Below are 19610 nucleotides of genomic sequence, written 5' to 3'. Positions count from 1 at the left end.
TGTGCCTCCAGGGCATTATAATTTGTGAAGTAGAGGTGTTCCGGGTGATTCTGGTAAGTTCATGTCTGGCAGGAATGAAAGTAAGATATAACGGCACGGATTGCTTGCATGAAAGCATTCAGAAACTTCTGGACGAGGATAAGGCCATGGCGGTCTGCCCTGAACTTTTGGGCGGATTTTCTACCCCACGGGAACCGGCTGAAATCGTTGGCGGAGACGGCTATGATGTGCTGGAAGGAAAGGCCCGGGTGATGGACAGGTCCGGAGTCGATGTGACTGAGCTGTACCTTCGTGGTGCGCACATTACACTGGACAAGGCCCGGGAGATGGGGGCCACCGTGGTTGTACTGAAGGAGAATAGTCCGTCTTGCGGTAGCGCAATGATCTATAACGGCGAGTTTTCAGGTGAAAAGATTACCGGGGATGGCGTCACTTCTGCACTGCTGCGTAAACATGGCATCACCGTGATCTCCGAGGATCATCTGGCCGACATATTAGACTGAATGATAAAACTCTAAGTTGAATCTATGCCGTAACATTAATCCATGCAATAACTTTTTTTGGAAAATTGACGCCTTTGGCGTTATAATCAAATTACCAATTCCCATATCTATAGAAGCGGAGAACTTTAGCTATGAAATCCATCTATTTAGACCATGCTGCTTCAACCCCGATACATCCTGAGGTAGCGAAGGTCATGCTGAATATAATGACAGAAAGCTATGGCAATGCGTCGAGTGTACATCAATTCGGGCGTTCAGCCAAAAGAATTTTGAACGGGGCGCGTGATTCTCTCGCGGCCTTTTTGGGCTGTTCCTCCGACGAGTGGGTGTTCACTGGCGGAGGGACAGAGAGCGACAATCTGGCACTGTTCGGTGCTGCGGCTGCCTCTACAGACAAAGGTCGTCATATCATTACCACCATGATTGAGCATCATGCTGTGCTGCATACCTGCGAGGAACTGGAGCATCAAGGGTACACGGTTACTTATCTGCCCGTTGATGAGACAGGCCTTGTATCTGTAGCTGATGTAGAGGCCGCTTTACGTGAAGACACTGTGCTGATCAGTGTGATGTATGCCAACAATGAGGTGGGCACTGTTCAGCCGATTGCAGAGATCGGCCGTCTGGCTGCGGAGCGGGGTATTCTGTTCCACGTTGATGCGGTTCAGGCACTAGGGGCGCTGCCGATCAGGCTGCATGAGCTTCCTGTGGACTACATGAGCTTCACCGCTCACAAAATAAACGGGCCGCAGGGCATCGGCGGCCTTTATGTACGGCGCGGTGCGCCGGTGCATCCAAGACTGCACGGCGGTCTGCAAGAACGTGGCCGGCGTGCGGGCACAGAGAATCTGGCAGGCGTCGCCGGGTTCGCGAAGGCGGTAGAGCTGGCGATTCAGGGGCAGGAGCAGCGCAGTGCGACGGCACTGGAACTGCGGAAGCTGCTGCGGGATGAGCTGGAGCGTCTGGTTGGGAGCGAGGGATTCTCCGTTAACGGGAACTCTGAGCATTTTTTACCATCGATCTTGAATGTGAGCTTTCCGGGGGTTCGCACCGATGTCATGCTGATGAACCTGGATATGGAGGGAATTGCCGCAGCCAGCGGCTCGGCCTGCACCTCAGGATCACTGGAGATTTCCCATGTGCTGCAAGCGATGAAGCTCTCCGGGAATCTTTTGGACACAGCGATTCGTTTTAGCACGGGTTTGGGTAATACTACTGAAGAAATAGAGTATGTTGCCCAAAAAGTTGCAACCATTTTGAATCGGCTGCGTAATAGAGACTAGGCGCTTTTTCGGTTCTGATATGGAGTGATGGAATTTGGGCATTCGGCTCTTTGGAAATCCCAATACACTTCACTAGCAGGGGGACCAGGAACAGCTATGAAACTTCAGGATATGATTGGCCTCGCTGTATTTGAGGTTGAAGAAGGTCAGGAAGTCGGAAAAATTGTCGATATTCTGGTGGATTCAAACTGGAATATTACGGGTATTGAACTGGAAAGCAAAACTTTTTTCACCAATCATGTGAAAGTTGTGGCATGGAACGAAATGATCGCCTATGGCGAGGATGCTGTCATGATTCGCAGTAAAGAGTCGATTGAAAAGGCAGAAGCTGACCACATACCATATACTTTTCTTCTGGGCAAACGTAAATTGAAGGATTTGCAGGTCATTACTGCAGCCGGAACGATACTGGGCCGGATCTCCGATGTTTATTTTGACCAAAAGATGGGAAACACAATAGTAGCGCTGGAAATCAGTGACGGACTTGTGACTGATTTGATCGAAGGCCGCAAATGGCTGCCTTGTTCTGAAGAGATGTCTATCGGTGAGGATACCGTCATGGTGCCCGCGATGAGCGAAGAACGGCTACAGAAAGCCATTAATATTGTTAACGGATAGGTGGAATATATATTATGAAGTGTCCAAACTGTGGCTCTAAAGATATCGGAAAGATCGGCTCGCATCAATTTTATTGCTGGGGCTGCTTTATTGAATTAACGGTGAACGGGGAGAAAATGTCCGTATACCAGGTGGAGGAAGACGGTACGCTCAGCTCGCTCGACGACCTCTTTCCCGGAGAAGAAATCGCCCAGGATTTCCCGCAGATTCACGCCTCTTCCTGAGTTGTCATTAGGGTTGGTCTGAACAGCGGTACATAGGTCATATAACGTCAATTTCCTTTCAGCGAACCAAAGCTGCAGGGTTATTGGCGTTTTTTGGTTTTGGGCACTCCTTTTGGCCGGGAGCGAGAGCCTTATTTTGGTTCCGTCGAAGTAGATGCGATTATTTTACTGCGGTAGAACATATACTTATGTACGTAGCCAGTCCAGTTATACCGCAGGAGGTCACACTCATGGAGCAATGGTCCCAAAGTAAATGGTTTCGCTGGATGATCGGGGTGCTGCTCTCTCTGATCATTTTGTATTTTGTTTGGCTGCTTCGTCCGATGCTGATGGGCATTTGGGTGTTTTTAAAAGCCATTCTGGCGCCTTTTCTGGCAGCCATGATTATATCTTATGTGCTTAATCCCGTAGTCAGCATGCTGGCCGGACGCAAAATGCCGCGAAGTGTCGCTGTTCTGCTTATATATGCCGTATTTCTGACAGCCATTGCCGTCATTGCGATCAATCTCATCCCGATGTTCATCGAGCAGTTGGAAGAATTAAATGAGCATCTGCCGGAAATGACACTCCGTGCCCAGAGCTTAATGAGCGGCATGAACTCCAAGCTGATTCCGCCAGGAGTGGGAATGGGGATGAACAACTGGTTTTTTCAGCTGGAAAATCGTTTGGCAGAAGGGATCTCTAACTTTCTTGATAACATAGGCTCTACTATCAACGTGCTGTTTAATGCCTTTATCGTACCGTTTCTTGTTTTCTATATCCTCAAGGACTTTGAAGTGTTTGAACGGACGATTGTGTCGTGTCTGCCAAGGTCGCGCCGGAAATCGATTGTCACTCTGTTCAAAGATATCGATGAGGCGCTAGGGAACTATATTCGGGGTCAATTTTTGGTCTGTTTAATTATTGGAGTGTTTGCGTATATTGGCTATGCAATCATCGGGATGCCCTATGCGCTGCTGTTCGCCAGTGTCGTTGCGGTGTTTAATATCGTGCCTTATATGGGGCCTTTTCTCGGCGCAGCACCGGCCGTTGTGATGGCTTCGACCGTCTCGCTGAAGCTGGTGCTGCTGGTTGCACTGGTGAATACTCTGTGCCAGATTGTGGAGAGCAACATTATTTCTCCTCAGGTCGTAGGGCGGACGCTTCATTTGCATCCACTGCTGATTATTTTTGCCTTGCTGGTCGGGGGCGAGGTTGCCGGGATGCTGGGATTAATTCTGGCAGTGCCGTTTTTCGCGGCGGCAAAGGTCGTCATTCAGCATTTTGTGGCATATTATATTAGAAGAAAGCCGGTGTAGATGTCGTTAATGATTGACTACAGGTGGAGCTATTGTATATAATGTTGTGGAATATTACGATTTACATCGTGAATAGCTGTTCAATGATGAGGAGCATTAGTTCCGGATAGACCGTTATTGCAGAGAGCCGGCACAAGGGTGCGAGCCGGTTGACGGACAGGAATGAACTCACCTCGGAGTAACGATGCAAGCCGCAGAAGAGATGCAATCCCTTGGGAGAACATCACAATGTGTGTGAACCATCGTCGCCTCACCCCCGCTAAAGGGTGCAAAGTGAGTGGCCGGTAAAGCATATCCAGCCGCTAACTAGGGTGGTACCACGGGAATTCAGACCTCTCGTCCCTAGCGATTATACGCTAGGGATGGGAGGTTTTTTTGAAAATATAAGGGTTTATAAGTTTTACGCTTATAAACCATCCTTATATTTCTCGCTGAAACGGACGTCATCCCTTAGAGGACGGATAAGCCGTTTCTACTTGAATATAAGAGTGTATATGCTCCGCGCAGTACATACGGCTTATATTTTTTGCGAGAAACGCATGTCTTCCTCTTCCAAGGGGACGGCACAGCCGTTTCTTCTGATTAGCAACACTCCAAGGAGGGGCATAAGATGAGCGATAATAAACCAAACACAGCCACTACAGGCTATCACGCCCAAAGCATTGAGCCGAAATGGCAGAAATACTGGGATGAACACAAGACTTTCAAGACTGGTGAAGAACCAGGCAAATCGAAATTTTACGCGCTGGATATGTTCCCGTATCCTTCAGGTGCAGGGCTGCATGTAGGCCATCCGGAAGGCTACACGGCAACAGATATCGTCTCCCGCTACAAGCGTATGCGTGGTTACAATGTACTGCACCCGATGGGCTGGGATGCTTTTGGCCTGCCAGCAGAACAGTACGCGCTGGATACCGGACAGGATCCGCGGGAATTCACGTTCAAGAACATCGACAACTTCCGCCGTCAGATCAAGTCCCTGGGCTTCTCGTATGACTGGGATCGCGAGATTAGTACGACAGATCCGGAATATTACAAATGGACACAGTGGATTTTCATTCAGCTCTACAATCGTGGCCTGGCTTATGTAGCTGAAGTGCCGGTGAACTGGTGTGAGGCGCTGGGAACAGTGCTGGCGAACGAAGAAGTCATCGATGGCAAAAGTGAGCGCGGCGGTCATCCCGTGGTGCGCAAGCCAATGCGTCAGTGGATTCTGAAGATCACCGATTATGCGGAGCGCTTGCTTGAGGATCTGGAAGAGCTGGACTGGTCCGAGAGTATCAAGGATATGCAGCGTAACTGGATCGGTAAATCAACCGGTGCGGAAGTGACCTTCGCTATTGAGGGCCATGAGTCCAGCCTTCAAGTATTTACGACCCGCCCGGATACTTTGTTCGGAGCCAGCTACTGCGTATTGGCGCCAGAACATGAACTGGTGGACGTAATTACCACTGAAGCACAGCGTGCGGCGATTTCGGAATACCGTGAGAAGGCTTCACGCAAGAGTGACCTGGAACGTACCGATCTGGCAAAAGAGAAGACAGGCGTATTTACCGGAGCTTATGCAGTTAACCCGGTTAATGGTGCGCAAGTGCCAATCTGGATCGCCGACTATGTACTGGCCGGTTATGGAACAGGAGCTATTATGGCCGTGCCGGGTCATGATACACGCGACTGGGAATTTGCGAAGCAATTCGGTCTGAACATCGTAGAAGTCGTGCAAGGTGGCAACATTGAAGAAGAAGCTTACGCTGGAGACGGCCCGCACGTTAATTCCGAGTTCCTGGATGGCCTGAATAATGCAGAAGCTATTGCCAAGATGATTTCCTGGCTGGAAGAGAACGGAAAAGGTCAAGGCAAAGTCACATATCGTCTGCGCGACTGGCTGTTCAGCCGTCAGCGGTATTGGGGTGAGCCGATTCCAATTCTGCATTTGGAAGATGGAACGATGAAGACTGTACCGGAAGATCAGCTGCCGCTGATGCTGCCGGATGTTGATGTTATCAAGCCGTCGGGTACAGGCGAATCTCCACTGGCGAACGTGACGGAATGGGTAGAGACTGTAGATCCAGAGACTGGCATGAAGGCGCGCCGCGAGACCAACACCATGCCGCAATGGGCGGGCAGCTGCTGGTACTATCTGCGTTATATTGATCCGCACAATGATGAGGCGCTGTGCTCGCCAGAGAAGCAGAAAGAATGGCTGCCGGTGGACCTGTATATCGGCGGAGCTGAGCATGCGGTACTTCACTTGCTGTATGCCCGTTTCTGGCATAAAGTGCTGTACGATCTGGGCGTAGTACACACCAAGGAGCCGTTCCACAAGCTGGTGAACCAAGGTATGATCTTGGGTAACAACAATGAGAAGATGAGTAAGTCACGCGGCAATGTTATCAACCCGGATGAGATTGTAGAAGCTTATGGTGCAGATACGCTGCGTGTCTATGAAATGTTCATGGGACCACTGGAAGCCACCAAGCCTTGGAACGAAAAAGGTGTGGAAGGTATCCACCGCTTCTTGTCCCGCGTATGGCGCCTGTTCGTGAACGAGGATGGTAGCCTGACCAGCAAGATTACAGCTGACGGCGGTACTGACGAGTTCAAACGGACTTGGCATAAGACATTGAAGAAGGTTACCGAGGACTTCGAGGCTCTGCGCTTCAATACGGCGATCAGTCAGCTCATGATCTTCATCAACGACGCCTATAAGCAGGAGACGCTGTCTACAGAAGCGGCTGAGAACTTTGTTCAAATGTTGTCCCCTCTGGCGCCTCACCTTGCGGAAGAGCTGTGGCAGCTGTTGGGTCATGAAGGTGGCATCAGTTACGTGGCTTGGCCAGCTTATGATGAAGCATGGACGGTGGATGCCGAGGTTGAGATTGTCGTGCAGGTAAACGGCAAAATCGTACAACGCGCCCTGATCCCGCAGGATATGAACCAAGAAGACATGCAGGCCCACGCGCTTGCGCTCCCGAATGTGAGTGCAGCCGTTGAAGGTAAGACCGTACGCAAGATTATTGCCGTTCCCGGCAAGCTTGTAAATATCGTAGTGGGTTAAGCGAAGAACGCAATTTGCCCGCAGCAACGGAGTGATCCGTGCTGCGGGTTTTGTTTTGCTAAATACGGGTGAAGCTGTCTGAACCGGGCTTCTTTTCGTGGAAGTTACTAGCTATCTAGTGAGTTTTGGGGAGTGTCGTCCAATGCGAAGAGCAGATTCAGCTTGTCGACATCCTCGTCGTATTTGTCATGGGTTGTAGAGATCAACTTCTCGAAGACACCATCTAAACTAAGGCGCAAATGGTTCAGCGCTTCCGCTGTAATGCCGCCGGGAACGGCGACCCGTTCCTGCAGCTCCTGCGGGCTGAAGTTTCCTTCGGTCAGCAGCTTACCTGTGCCAAGTAACATTTCACCGGCCAGGCGACTGATTAAATTTCCGTCAATACCGGTTGCAACGACAGCGGTATTGATCCAGCGCTCGATGAAATAGCTTAGAAAAGCAGGTCCGCAGCTGGAGAAATCAGAAGCAATTCGAGTATGGGCTTCGTTGATCTCTATAGGAACGCCGATAAATGACAGAAGACTGAGCAGCTTCTGCCTGTCTTCTGTATTTAACCGACTGCCAAAGATGCAAAGTGAAGAGCCGCTCTTGACGCTGTGCGTAATGCTGGGAATGACTTTGGCGATTTTGGATGGCAGAACAGTTTCCAGATGATGCAGCTGCACAGGGCTGGTAATGGAGACTACAATTTGCTCTTTCGTCAAGATAGAGCCGATCTCATCCGTTAACGTTTTGAATTCCAGGGGCTTCACGCATATAAAAAGGATATCGCTTCCGCCAGCGGTCTCGCGGTTGCTGCCGCATAGCTCGATACCGGGATGCCGCTCTTGAAGCTGCAACAGCCTGCCCGGGCTGCGGTTGCTGGCCAGCACCTGGCTTGACTCCAGTGCACCGGAGGAAATGAACGCGTCAATCAGTAGACTGCCCATGCTGCCGGTTCCGATAAATCCTATCTTCATCCTAAGGTTCCTCCTTTCCTGTGTTGCTTTTTTGAGGAATGACATGAATTCTCTTCGTTATATGTATGCAGGGTAGCCTTGGACTCATGACAGGTTTTGTATAAAACAACAAGAGTTTATATATCAGAGGTTGTATTTATATTCAAAAAAACGAATAGAAGGATGCAGAGGAAGGAGTGAAGTTAGGTGAATAAAGGAACAATCATTGGTGGAATAGCCGCGGCGCTTATAGGCAGCGCTCTGATCTGGGCTGCGAGTGGCAGTAGTTCCGGTATAGCTGGTTGGGAAACGCTTAACGTAAGCATGGGGGAGGCCATCGGGGTTCCCGTTCATGAGGAAGCAAAAATGCCGGCTGGTGAAAAAGGCGGACAGGAGGAGGGGGCTTTGGCGGAGTCTGTTCAGTCAGGGACGGAAGCCGCTGCGGCAAAAGCACCTGTAACATTGGGGAACGCTGATGCGGCAGGGGCAAACACAGGGGCGGCGCTGCCTGCAGGGGCTGGAAATGCCACAAACGATACAAATGCTGCAAATGCAGTTTCTCCGTCCGGGCAGCAGGCCTCTGTAGAGGGACAAGTACCGGGCCAGCCGGGTGCTGGAGTGAGTAGTGGAGCAAGTGTTGGAGCGGGTGTTGGAGCCAGTGCTGGACTGAGTGCTGGGGCAAGCGCCGCAGCAGTTGTAGCTGCTCCCCCTGTCCAGCCACCCGCTGCCCCTACTTCCGGTCTGATTAATGTTAATACCGCAACCGTAGCGGAATTAATGAATTTACCGGGGATCGGGGAGAAGAAAGCGCAGGCCATTATCGATTATCGTAGCAGCAAAGGTGCTTTCCGGGGTGCGACTGACCTCGGCAAGGTCAAAGGAATTGGCCCCAAGGTGCTGGAAAAACTGCGGCCACTGGTGACTTTTTAATGGGAATCTTGAAGCGTAGCGGGCACTTCTTGTTCTAGTGGACACATGCGGTGATGTGTTACAATAGTAAACAAATATTTTGACATAGAGAAGATGGAGATGGAAGATGACTGTAGTCAAACGCAAAAACTGGGATACCTATTTTATGGACATTGCTTGCATGGTCTCGACCCGTTCGCGTTGTAATCGTCGTCATGTCGGTGCCGTGCTGGTGCAGGGCAAGAAGCTACTGGGTACCGCCTATAATGGCGCACCGATGGGAGTACCGGATTGCTCGGAAGCCGGCTGTATGATCTCGGAGACGGTTGAAATGGAGGTAGTGGACGGTAACGAGAGGATGGTCAAGAAGCAGCGCTGCATTCGCACTATCCATGCGGAGCAGAACCTGCTGCTGTTCACCGACCGGATTGACCGTGAAGGCAGTACCGTGTATGTCACCGATGAGCCCTGCTGGACCTGCGCCAATATGCTGGCCAACAGCGGGATTGTAGAGATCGTGTACTATCGTCCTTACCGGAAGGATATGGAGAAAGTACGGGCTATGATGGCCGCCAAGGGGATTATTTTCCGCCAGTTGGAGAGCTATGAGCCACCGCCGGAGACGATGATAACGATATCGGAATAAACCGGAAACCACGAAATAAATAGTATTGAACCGGAGGAAGAACCTCTGTAGACGCATGTATGGTGCGGATACAGGGGTCTTTTTTTATGTTTAGAAAAGATAATTTGCATTTGATGCCGATAGATTTTAATTGATTTGAAGGATCAGAAGGACGAATGCATTCTTTTCTGCTGGATACAGCAAAGAGAGGGAGGGAGAGAGTTTGAAAGCTAGAGCGCTATTAAGCTTTACCGTATGCTGGGTGATCGGCAGCACTACGGCCTGCTTGTATTCCGGGAGCAGACTGCTTCTTGCCGGGGCGGGATTATTATTGCTGCTTGCGGCGCTGACCTGTACGGGAAGGCTGGGTCTGAAATATGTTGCAGTATTGGCAGCAGCCATGATTCTGTCAGGCGGATACTGGGAATGGAACGAAGTTCATCATGTCAGCCGGCTTCCAGACGTGCTTCAGCTACAGCCTATGGAAACGAGAGAGATAGAAGTGCTGGCAGAGGGATTCATAACTTCCCCGGTGGATCGGGACGGGGATCGTGCAGATTTTACAATGAAGGTATCGGAGATTACTCGTGGCGGTCAGGTAGCAGGGCAGGAGGGGACGGGCGTCGGAAGTAGTCCTGACCATTCCGGATCACAACGCAGCGGGAAGTCTGGCGGCCAAGGATCAGGAGAGCAGCTTGCTGTGCAGGTGAAATTGCAGGCCGAATCGGAGATTGAGATAGCTGCTGCGTGGAAGCGGGGCGACCTTGTAAAGCTGACTGGTGTACTGGAGCAGCCCCAGGAAGCCCGGAACTTTGGCGGTTTCGATTATAGAGCCTACCTCCAGACCCGGGATATCTACTGGCTGCTGAAAGTGACGGGTGCAGAGACAGTGGAGACAGTGCCACCGGAATCTTGGAGCTTGTCTACGGTGTTACGCTGGAACGATGGAGTCCGGGCAAGTCTTGGGGCTGAATTGGATCGGTTATTTGAAAAGCTGCACTCAGGGTATATGAAAGGCCTAATTATCGGAATGCAGGAGGATCTGGATCCTAACACGTTCCGGCAGTTCTCCCAGTTGGGGTTGACGCACATCCTCGCAATTTCAGGGATGCATGTAGCAGTGTATGTAGGTGCTATTCTATTTCTCCTAAAGCGTTTCCGCCTGACTCGGGAGACGACGTTAACCGTTACGTTCATGCTTGTACCTGTGTATGTGCTCTTGTCGGGGGCAGGACCTTCGGTCATTCGCGCCGGACTGATGAGCATGATTGCTTTGGCTGCTGCGCGTGCCGGGATTCTAAAAGACGGCCTGAACATTCTCTGCGCCTCCGCGCTCATCATGCTGATCTGGAATCCCTATATGCTGGTGAATGTCAGCTTCCAGTTGTCGTTCCTTGTGACAGCCGGGCTGATGATTTATGTACCGCTGGCCGATGTTTTGCTGCGGAGACTGCCGCGCTGGCTCAGGAGTGCTATATCCGTAACTGTCGTCGCGCAGTTTATCTCTTTTCCACTGACCATCTACTATTTTAACCAATTTTCGCTAATGTCCTTCATTGCCAATCTCGTGCTGGTCCCCTTTATTACCTTTGTTATTCTGCCGCTTGGGACTGTCGCGCTGCTGCTGGGGCGTTTATGGGGGGATGCGGCAAGGTTACTGGCTACCATTACAGAGCAACTGAATAATATTACCTTTGGATTGGTAGAGTGGATCAACGGTTTTCCCGGCGGGGTGATGATTTGGCGTTCGCCATCTCTGCTATGGATCTGTGTCTATTACGTCCTGCTCTTCGGCTTGCTGTACTTCGCTAAGTTACGGATTGAAACGCGGGATAGAGCAAGGCAATATACAGAAGACGAGACAAGACCATTGGCGGAATTAATGGAGTCTGAGATTGTAAGGAGTGTAGGCGGAATTAGAGAACTGTCAACGATGTATACCGGATGGAGGTCACCGGCGCTGCGCTGGAGTGGGGCAATCTTGTTAACAATGTTTGCAGGATTCAGTCTGCTATTGTATCAGGGTTATCAACCGGATCAGCATCCAGGCGGCGGAAGTATCAGTTATCTCGACATTGGGCAAGGCGACAGCATTCTGATCACAACCCCGGGCGGGTCACACATCCTGGTGGACGGCGGCGGGACAGTCAGTTTTGGCAAAAAAGAGGAGTGGCGTATCCGCCGCAATCCATTCGAGGTAGGGGCCAAGGTGCTGGTTCCGCTTCTTAAAAAGCGCGGCATTCACCGCTTGGACGCCATCATTCTGACCCATGCCGATCAGGATCATGCCGGAGGATTACAGGCTGTGCTGGAGAACATTCCGGTCTCTGCCTTTTTATTCAACGGGACTATGGCTGAGCAGGAGCCCTATAAAAAGCTGATGCGGACCGCGCTAGAAGCCGGCGTTCAGCTGTATGCTGTGCATCAGGGCATGGAGCTGGCGCCGGATCACGCGACACGTTTATTTTTCCTGTGGCCGCCGCCGGTAGAGGGAGAAGAGGGTTATCTTTCAGAGACGGACAACCAGAATCATGCCTCTGTGGTCTTTCGCCTGAATATGAATGAGCGGAATTTCCTGTTCACAGGGGATATGGATATGGCAGCGGAAGAAGAGATTGTCGCTCAAGGGGGAGCATTGGGATTTCACGCTGGACCGCAGATTGATGTGCTGAAGGCGGCGCATCATGGGAGTAAAACGTCGACAGGCGAGGAGTGGCTGCAATTCTGGCAGCCAGCGGCTACAGTCATCTCTGCGGGCGTCAACAATATGTACGGGCATCCAGCGCCAGTGGTGATGGAGCGTCTGACCGACAGTGGCACAGCGGTGTACCGCACGGATCGGCAGGGGGAGATCCAGATGAAAGTTACTAGGGATGGGATCAAGGTGAGGCATAAGTTGGCAGGGGAGATAGAGAGGTAAGACTGAACAATCATTTATAGCCGCGTTATCGGGTACGCTTGGGGGTTGGCACCTGTTGATGTCTCAGTTGGATGAAACGGGTAGTCATAGTATCTCTTCTTCCAACACGTAGTGGTACATAGCAAGCTTTCAATTGTTACACAGCAAGGAATATGAAAGCGTGATGGCGAATAAGAAAAATATGGTATTTACTTTTTGCTTATATACCGTGAAGGAAACAATTTTTAAAATACAACAGACTGTGTGCGTTTCTTTGAACTATCGGGTTGTTATCACGAATACGAGGCGATTGTATGAAAGTCAAAATTCTAGTGATCCTTGCGTTAATGGTCGTATTAGCTACAACCTGGTATTTCACGCCTAAGCGTTATAGTACAACATTGGATGGTGTTTATTATCAATTAGGCGAAGAAGGCATTATTGAAGATGTAAAGATACAACTTAACGGGAAGTTGCGAAACCATATAAATGGTATAAAATCTTTTAATGGCGTAGTTGATATAGAAGGAGAAAAAGTCCCTCAGCTTACAAAAGACCGATCTAAATTGGAGCTGCACTATCCCGGTGGTAATTTTGGTTCAATATTGTCGCCTTTTCGTGCTAAAGATGATAGAGGAGCTATAGCTGCAGATGTTTATTACTATGGAACTGTGTATATAAACAATGATTTTACTAAGTTTACCATAACAGTATCCAATGATAAGAATAAGCAATGGACACCGACAAACGGATTCATGATAACCGCTCCAGCTAGTGATCGTGAAGAAGCAATTACTATATCCCAAGAATTGATGAGAAAGTTTGGTATTGTTATAAATCATTGATTCAACCGATCTTCGTGAAAAAAATGAAAAAATAAGGAGACGAAACAATGGACAAGACAAGGTCAAAGCTCATCATGGACCTGCAAAGAATCGAGGAGGAGCATTATCAGCTACGCGAAAATGAACAAATACAGGATTTCATTATATTGATGCTGCAATTTATTGGTGATCCCATGCCAGAGTTGCGCGATGGACTTATTTATCCGACCTTTTATGAATGGATAGAGGTTCAAAAGCGCTTCACGGCAGGGGAGCTTTGCGAAATGCTAATGACTCTTACCGACAAAGAGCATCTATTTTACCGTATTGGGAGCGACGAAGATCCTAGTGTATTTACAAGAACCTTCACTGTGCTAGTTATTGCCCTGATCGTTCGCCGCCACAGACAGCAGCCTTTTCTGGAAGCAGAGGGATTTGCGAATTTGAAGCATGCGCTTCTCCGTTATTATCGTGAAGAAAAGGATCTACGCGGGTATTTGGCTGAAGGTGGCTGGGCCCATAGCGCAGCTCACGGTGCGGATGCTCTGGTAGAGCTGGTTCAGTGTCCGGAAAGCGACAGTGCGTTGCTTTATGAGGTCCTTGATGCCATTCATGGAATGCTTTACAACGGAAAACAAAGCTTTAATGAGGAAGATGACGAACGAATGGTCAGTATCGTGGATGTCATGCTAGAAAGAGAACTGCTTCCAAGGCAGGATATCTCTGATTGGATCAACACCCTGACACAATGCGTCGAGTGGCCAAGAAGCCGTAAACAGATGATTGCCCGCGTGAACAGCAAGAATTTTTTGCGTAGCTTTTACCACAGAAGAGATGAGAACAGTTGGGGAAAGAGTTTTACCGCGTCGCTGCTTGCCGCTGAAGCTAAACTGAATAAATTCCGACGTGAATAGATAGTCCAAATGTAAATAATGAACTTTCTGAGCTCATTGTCAATGTAAAGGTAGAGGTTGGTGCAATTATTGAAAATTCCACTGTCTAATTAAAAGTTGTATAGCCTCTAGCGAATATTTCAGGTATGTTGTATTCATGTACTGTCTTGAATGCGGTTTCATATCTTCTGTAACTTAACTTTCGAATGGAGGAAGGGCACGTGAACTTTTCAAAATTAGAGGCGTATTTAGATTCGTTCTACACGGAGAAGAATGTCCCTGGTCTGGGACTCGCTATGTATCACAAGCATCAGCCAGTATTTGAGCATTATGCCGGGTTTTCAGACGTAGAGAATGGAGTGCGTTTTGGCCAGGACACGATCTTCCGGCTATACTCCGCAACGAAGGTCATCACATGTACTGCACTTCTCCAATTATATGAGTCAGGGAAGTTCCGGCTTGACGATCCATTGTCCGCCTATATCCCGGAATACAGGCATATGACCGTACGGCATACGCTCAAGGATGGATCGGAGGAGCTTCGGCCTGCACAACAGCCTATCACCATGGAGCACTTGTTCAGTATGACGGCAGGGATTGATCAACGGGATACGAAGGATACGCTTCGTGTTATTGAAGAGTCGAATGGAGAAGGCAAAACGCTGGATGTGATTAAGGCGCTAGCGAGCGAACCGCTCATTTTCGAACCGGGATCACGTTTCAAATACGGTGCTTGTCATGAAGTGCTCGGGGCCCTAATCGAAGTGCTGTCTGGACAAACATTTGGGACATATCTGCAGAACAATATTTTTGATCCGCTTGGGATGAAGAATACTTCTTTCCAGCTGAAGGAGGAGGAGCGCTTCTGTAAGCTGTATAATCACTTCAACGGGCAGAACCATACGCACGAGAGCATTGGCGAACATTTTAATCTACAGCCAGGCACTGCTTATGAGAACGGCGGAGGCGGGTTGTATTCGACCGTTCCGGACTATATTATGTTTGCCGAGGCGTTATGCAATTATGGTCTGGCCTCCAACGGAGAGCGGATTTTGAGCAAAGAGACTGTCAACGAGATGAGAACAAGACGTCTGAACCCGCTGGCACAGCAGGATTTTGCCCAATTTGGTGGTGTGTACAAAAGTGGTTATAGTTACGGCCTCGGGGTGCGCACACTGGTTGAACGGGAGGAAAATAACGCTCTAAGCCTTAACGGGGAGTTTGGGTGGGATGGCGCCCGCGGTTGTTATGTTGTTATAGATCCGGAAGCTGAGGTAGCATTGTTCTACGCACAGCAAGAGAATGGTTCTCCGTGGTTCCGTTGGCATGGCACCATTCGTAACTACGCTTATGCCAGTGTGTGGGAAGATTAAGTTCGCAAATTGGGTAGAACGGCGGGATGAGTGTCTGATCATGACTGGCCTCATTCCGCTTCATGTCATTTATGGCGGCGCTGCATCTTTTTTGATGGTTATTTCACTAAAAGTCTATTAGGAACGGTCGGGATTGGCATATTAACGGTTATGATACTGTGGTTCCTAGTTTAGTGATCTGCATACATAGCAATTAACTATAAAATGTTATACACGCAGTACAACGGGCATTCGCGCCTGTTGTATTTTTTCTTTTTTTTAGGGGTTATGGATACCGCTGGGGAAGAAGAGTTGTAGGGTAAAGAGGAATGAACAACGTGTGGATTATTTTTTTATAGTATATTTTTATGAGAACAGGGAACTTTTTGCATCCTAAAAAGTCATATTGGGCAAGAGGTGAGATACAGATGCAGAGTAATGAGATGGGGTATATGGCCAAGGCGGGCTATGCTCCAGCCGTGACGTTGCGGGAAATGATGGAGGAATACGGTTCGGATGTATGGAACTATGCGTTCTTCCTGACCCGCAGCCGCGAACAGGCAAATGATATCAGTCAGGAGGTTTTTCTGAAGGCGTACCGAAACATCGGGAAATTCCGGGGGGACTCTTCGCTCAAAACATGGCTGCTGACGATTACTAGGAACACGGCTTTCAGTTATGGCAAAAGCAACTTTTGGCGCAGATTCATCACACTGGATACGAAGCAGCATCTGCCGAACAAAGTCCGGTCTGCAGAGCAGGAAGCGCTGGGCAATGCGTATGCAAATCGGATTTGGGAGATTATCATGGCGCTTCCGAAGAAGAACAGGGAAGTGCTGGCACTCGATATCCAACATGGATTATCCATTGCTGAAATGGCGAAGCTGCTGGGAGTAGCTGAAGGAACCGTCAAGTCACGCCTGGCGCGAGCCCGGGATAAGGTGCGGATCGCTATAAAGGAGGAGGAGGAGCAGGAATGAAGAGCAAAGCCGACAGTGACATTGTGAAGATTGAAGATACACACTGGTACAGAGATGCAGGGAAGAATCCCTTGCGGGAACAGGGCTTTACGCCGGAACTTATGGTACGAATTGAACAGGCGGCAGTACATCGTAATCCTCAAGATTTTATTAAATTCAACATAGGCAAAAGTAAAGTGCTGACCGGGCTTGCTGCTGCATTGCTGGTTCTCTTTTTATTATGGCCAAAAGATGAAATCCAGCAGGGAGACTTGAACTCGGAATCCACATTAAAGTCCCAGTCAGCCACTGCGTCACAACCGTTCCCTTCTCCTGGAGCAACGAAGTATTTGCCTACCTTCAATTCAGCTGACTTTGAATTTAATGGAAAGAACTATTTTATGACTCTTCCCCTTGATCGAGACAGGAATGCTTCCTATGCGGCTGATACCCCGGAAGGGATCCTGTGGTCACCAGCTCCACCGATGAAGAAAAATCAAACAACAAAGCTTCTGTATCCCACAGAGCCATACACCTTATATTTGAGCACCAAGGAACAGACGGAGTTGTCGCCCTATTCCGCTCGCAAAGTATATACCTTCCCGCTATACGCTGGGGGGGCTCAGGCCTATAACTTTTTGATAGGTATATATGGTTTTGGAGAGAAGGTATTTTTGGCGACTGGTGCACAAAATGCAAATGAACTTACAGCCTTCCCCTTAAGGATATCTATGCTGAATATGAAGCGAGTGGCGTCCGGGGGATTGGTTGAACCACAGGAATTATTGACATTAGATACTTCGTCTAACGATGAAAGTAAATCGTTTCTCGCCTTTGATCAACAGCATGAGTCCATTTTACTTGTGGATATAGCAATCGGGCAGAGTAGGAATGATAAAGACAGGGTTAGGCTTTATGACTTGCAGTCTCAAACTATGCGCGAATTGGATACCGCCATTGAAATGGGGCAGGAGGGTTCCGTTGCCATAGCACAATACAAATTAGGTGGGGTGAAACGCTCGGCGGAAATCTTCATGAAAATTGGATGGCAATGGTATGCAGACGAAGCCCGGCAATAATCCGGCCTGTAGAAATATTCCCAAGAAAAAGCTATACTTTTCCTTAAAGTGTGTTCTTTAGAGAAGAGTGGAGCGGAAGAAATGAAGAAATTAACGATTGATGATGTGGCTCGGAAAGCGGGAGTTTCGAAAAGTACCGTCTCCCAATTTCTAAATCAGCGTTTTAAATATATGAGTGAGGCTACTAAAGACCGGATTGCTGCGGTCATTGAGGAGCTAAACTACCAGCCGAACGGGCTGGCCCGCAGTCTGAAGCAAAACCGGACGCACATGGTCGGCATTATTGTGGCCAATATCGATTATACACTGTCTATTCACTGCATTCGGGCGATCGAAAGCGAACTCCAGCAGCATGGCATACAGGTGATTATTTGCAATGCGGACGAAGATGCTGAAAAAGAAGCGAAGTATGTGGAGACACTGCTTGCACGTCAGGTGGACGGACTGATTATTTTCCCGGCAGGGCAGGACGGGTCCGCTTATGCTCATCTAGTAGATGAAGCCTTCCCGCTTGTCTTTATGGATCGGTTGGTAGAGGGGGTATCCACACAAAGCTTGCTGCTCGACAACGAAATGGCAGTGAAGCTGGCCGTTGGGGAACTCACGCGCCAGCGGCATGAACGAATTGCTCTGCTGACGTTGCCACTGGGTGAACATTCTATCACTCCGCGCAAGGAGCGGCTGGGCGGTTACAAGCGAGCAATGGAGGAGGCCGGACTGGAGCTGCGGGAGGAGTACATTGTCAGCGCTACCCGTGAAAATATCTCTGCCGAGCTGGAGCGTCTTGTAGCACTGCCCCAGCCGCCAACAGCCGTGCTCGCCGCCAATGATATCGTGCTGGCGGAGATTCTGAAATATGCCAACCGGCAGTCTGTTTCCATCCCGGACCAGCTTTCGGTTATCGGGATTGATGATGCAGAATTTGCTCACATCTATAATCCGGTCATTACAACGATTTCCCAGCCTGCTTACGAGATGGGCGTACAGGCTGCCCGGATCATGTTGTCCTGCATAGAAGATAAGGGTGCCAATGTGCCAATTACCTATCGTTTTGTTCCATCTCTGGAGCAAGGGCAGTCGGTCAAGACGATTTAAATGTACGATCACAACGTGAATGAGCAAAGCCGGACGGTCCGTTGACCTTCCGGCTTTCTTTGCATCCTGCGATTTAATAATGCAACTATTGGAGCCGCTCTACACATTCTCCCGCATAAATTGCTCCAGCCTCTCGCGGGTCGGCAGTCCGTCCATGTCCCCCGGGGACATCACGGCCAATGCTCCAATGGCGTTGCCTCGCTTCACGGCTTCAGAGACAGGCAGCTTTTCCAGTAGTCCACTTATTACACCAACGGCGAACCCATCCCCTGCGCCCACGGTATCCACAACCTTATCCACTTTAAAACCCTTCACGTACCCTTCTTCTTGCGCCGACTTAAAATATGCGCCTTCCGGTCCCAGTTTGATGACAACGAGCGGTACACTCCGTGCCAAATAGTAATCGGCAATCTCTTCCGGTGTATCCAGCCCGGAAAGAATTCTACCTTCGTTCAGCCCTGGCAGGAACCAGTGACAGCGTGTAGCGAGATCGTTGATTGTGCTAACCATCGTATCTGTGTCAGGCCATAGTGCCGGGCGCAAATTGGGATCGAGGGAGACGGTTTTGCCTTTACTTTTCATAAAATCCATAGCGTGCACGGAGAATTCGCGGCAGCTTTGAGACAAAGCAGCTGAAATGCTGGTGGCATGCAGGTGGTCAGCAGCTGCGAAGTAGGACTCGTCAAAATCAGTCAGACTGAGCCTGGACGCGGCGGAATGTTTGCGGAAATATTCTACTTTGGGATCGCCGGAGATGACCTTGGACTTGATCAGCATTCCTGTGGATTGTTCCTTAGTAACCGAAATATGGCTCGTATCTATATTTTCTTTGTTTAACGCATCAGCTATAAAAGTGCCAAAGTTATCTTGACCAAGCTTGGTGACGTACCCGGTTGGATGTTCCAGGCGGGACAGGCCGACAGCGACATTGCTTTCTGCCCCGGCAAGTCCTTTGGAGAACGAAAATACTTCGTGCAGTGGTCCGGTCTCATTGGCATAGAACATAGCCATCGGTTCACCGAAAGTGACGGCATTTAGATGTTTAGTCATATA

The 19610-nt window shown here is 49.5% G+C and carries 17 protein-coding genes; 15 read left to right on the top strand and 2 right to left on the bottom strand.

Annotation, left to right across the window (positions count from 1 at the left end):
- Nucleotides 1-44 precede the first annotated feature (44 nt).
- The 6 genes from ACFRAM_RS10940 to leuS all read left to right on the top strand — a co-directional run bounded on the left by ACFRAM_RS10940 (nucleotide 45) and on the right by leuS (nucleotide 6984).
- On the top strand, nucleotides 45-503 hold the full coding sequence (locus ACFRAM_RS10940; protein WP_379465864.1) for a 2-thiouracil desulfurase family protein: 459 nt from the start codon (nucleotides 45-47) through the stop codon (nucleotides 501-503).
- Nucleotides 504-634: 131 nt separating this feature from the next.
- Nucleotides 635-1786 (top strand): cysteine desulfurase family protein, encoded by a 1152-nt coding sequence (locus ACFRAM_RS10935; RefSeq protein WP_379465863.1) that lies wholly within the window; start codon nucleotides 635-637, stop codon nucleotides 1784-1786.
- Between the two features lie 96 nt (nucleotides 1787-1882).
- Nucleotides 1883-2404, top strand: a complete 522-nt coding sequence (locus ACFRAM_RS10930) for a PRC-barrel domain-containing protein (protein WP_066364385.1) — start codon at nucleotides 1883-1885, stop codon at nucleotides 2402-2404.
- 14 nt (nucleotides 2405-2418) lie between these two features.
- Nucleotides 2419-2628: a hypothetical protein gene (locus ACFRAM_RS10925; RefSeq protein WP_066364384.1), complete on the top strand. Its 210-nt coding sequence runs from the start codon at nucleotides 2419-2421 to the stop codon at nucleotides 2626-2628.
- A gap of 230 nt (nucleotides 2629-2858) precedes the next feature.
- On the top strand, nucleotides 2859-3926 hold the full coding sequence (locus ACFRAM_RS10920) for an AI-2E family transporter (RefSeq protein WP_175372792.1): 1068 nt from the start codon (nucleotides 2859-2861) through the stop codon (nucleotides 3924-3926).
- Between the two features lie 610 nt (nucleotides 3927-4536).
- Entirely contained in the window at nucleotides 4537-6984 is a 2448-nt protein-coding gene (gene leuS, locus ACFRAM_RS10915; RefSeq protein ID WP_379465862.1) for a leucine--tRNA ligase, read from the top strand.
- A gap of 107 nt (nucleotides 6985-7091) precedes the next feature.
- Here leuS and comER read toward each other — a convergent pair whose 3' ends face one another.
- Nucleotides 7092-7943, bottom strand: a complete 852-nt coding sequence (comER, locus tag ACFRAM_RS10910; RefSeq protein WP_379465861.1) for a late competence protein ComER — start codon at nucleotides 7941-7943, stop codon at nucleotides 7092-7094.
- 186 nt (nucleotides 7944-8129) lie between these two features.
- Between comER and ACFRAM_RS10905 the strand changes: the two genes are divergently transcribed.
- From ACFRAM_RS10905 to ACFRAM_RS10865, 9 genes are all read left to right on the top strand, one after another.
- The gene (locus ACFRAM_RS10905; RefSeq protein ID WP_379465860.1) at nucleotides 8130-8852 is read left to right on the top strand and encodes a ComEA family DNA-binding protein; all 723 of its coding nucleotides are present in this window, start codon (nucleotides 8130-8132) and stop codon (nucleotides 8850-8852) included.
- Nucleotides 8853-8958: 106 nt separating this feature from the next.
- A complete protein-coding gene (locus ACFRAM_RS10900) occupies nucleotides 8959-9477 on the top strand; it encodes a deoxycytidylate deaminase (protein ID WP_379465859.1) in 519 nt (172 codons plus the stop codon).
- A 202-nt stretch (nucleotides 9478-9679) separates the two neighbouring features.
- The gene (locus ACFRAM_RS10895; RefSeq protein ID WP_379465858.1) at nucleotides 9680-12376 is read left to right on the top strand and encodes a ComEC/Rec2 family competence protein; all 2697 of its coding nucleotides are present in this window, start codon (nucleotides 9680-9682) and stop codon (nucleotides 12374-12376) included.
- A gap of 293 nt (nucleotides 12377-12669) precedes the next feature.
- The gene (locus ACFRAM_RS10890) at nucleotides 12670-13200 is read left to right on the top strand and encodes a hypothetical protein (RefSeq protein WP_379465857.1); all 531 of its coding nucleotides are present in this window, start codon (nucleotides 12670-12672) and stop codon (nucleotides 13198-13200) included.
- 47 nt (nucleotides 13201-13247) lie between these two features.
- Nucleotides 13248-14093, top strand: coding sequence for a DUF2785 domain-containing protein (locus ACFRAM_RS10885; RefSeq protein ID WP_379465856.1), 846 nt, complete (start codon nucleotides 13248-13250; stop codon nucleotides 14091-14093).
- Nucleotides 14094-14293: 200 nt separating this feature from the next.
- Nucleotides 14294-15445, top strand: coding sequence for a serine hydrolase domain-containing protein (locus ACFRAM_RS10880; RefSeq protein WP_379465855.1), 1152 nt, complete (start codon nucleotides 14294-14296; stop codon nucleotides 15443-15445).
- Nucleotides 15446-15852: 407 nt separating this feature from the next.
- Nucleotides 15853-16404, top strand: coding sequence for an RNA polymerase sigma factor (locus tag ACFRAM_RS10875; RefSeq protein ID WP_379465854.1), 552 nt, complete (start codon nucleotides 15853-15855; stop codon nucleotides 16402-16404).
- A complete protein-coding gene (locus ACFRAM_RS10870; RefSeq protein ID WP_379465853.1) occupies nucleotides 16401-17462 on the top strand; it encodes a hypothetical protein in 1062 nt (353 codons plus the stop codon). Before ACFRAM_RS10875 ends, ACFRAM_RS10870 begins: the two co-directional genes overlap by 4 nt.
- An 81-nt stretch (nucleotides 17463-17543) precedes the next feature.
- The gene (locus ACFRAM_RS10865) at nucleotides 17544-18557 is read left to right on the top strand and encodes a LacI family DNA-binding transcriptional regulator (RefSeq protein ID WP_379465852.1); all 1014 of its coding nucleotides are present in this window, start codon (nucleotides 17544-17546) and stop codon (nucleotides 18555-18557) included.
- Between the two features lie 99 nt (nucleotides 18558-18656).
- Here the strand turns inward: ACFRAM_RS10865 and ACFRAM_RS10860 are convergent, their stop codons facing one another.
- Entirely contained in the window at nucleotides 18657-19607 is a 951-nt protein-coding gene (locus tag ACFRAM_RS10860) for a sugar kinase (protein ID WP_379465851.1), read from the bottom strand.
- Nucleotides 19608-19610 lie beyond the last annotated feature (3 nt).

The sequence above is a fragment of the Paenibacillus sp. NPDC056722 genome (assembly GCF_042790635.1).
In the GTDB taxonomy this organism is placed as follows: domain Bacteria; phylum Bacillota; class Bacilli; order Paenibacillales; family Paenibacillaceae; genus Paenibacillus_AQ; species Paenibacillus_AQ agri.
Note: the sequence above shows the minus strand (reverse complement) of the source record. Positions and strands in the feature narration are given on the sequence as shown.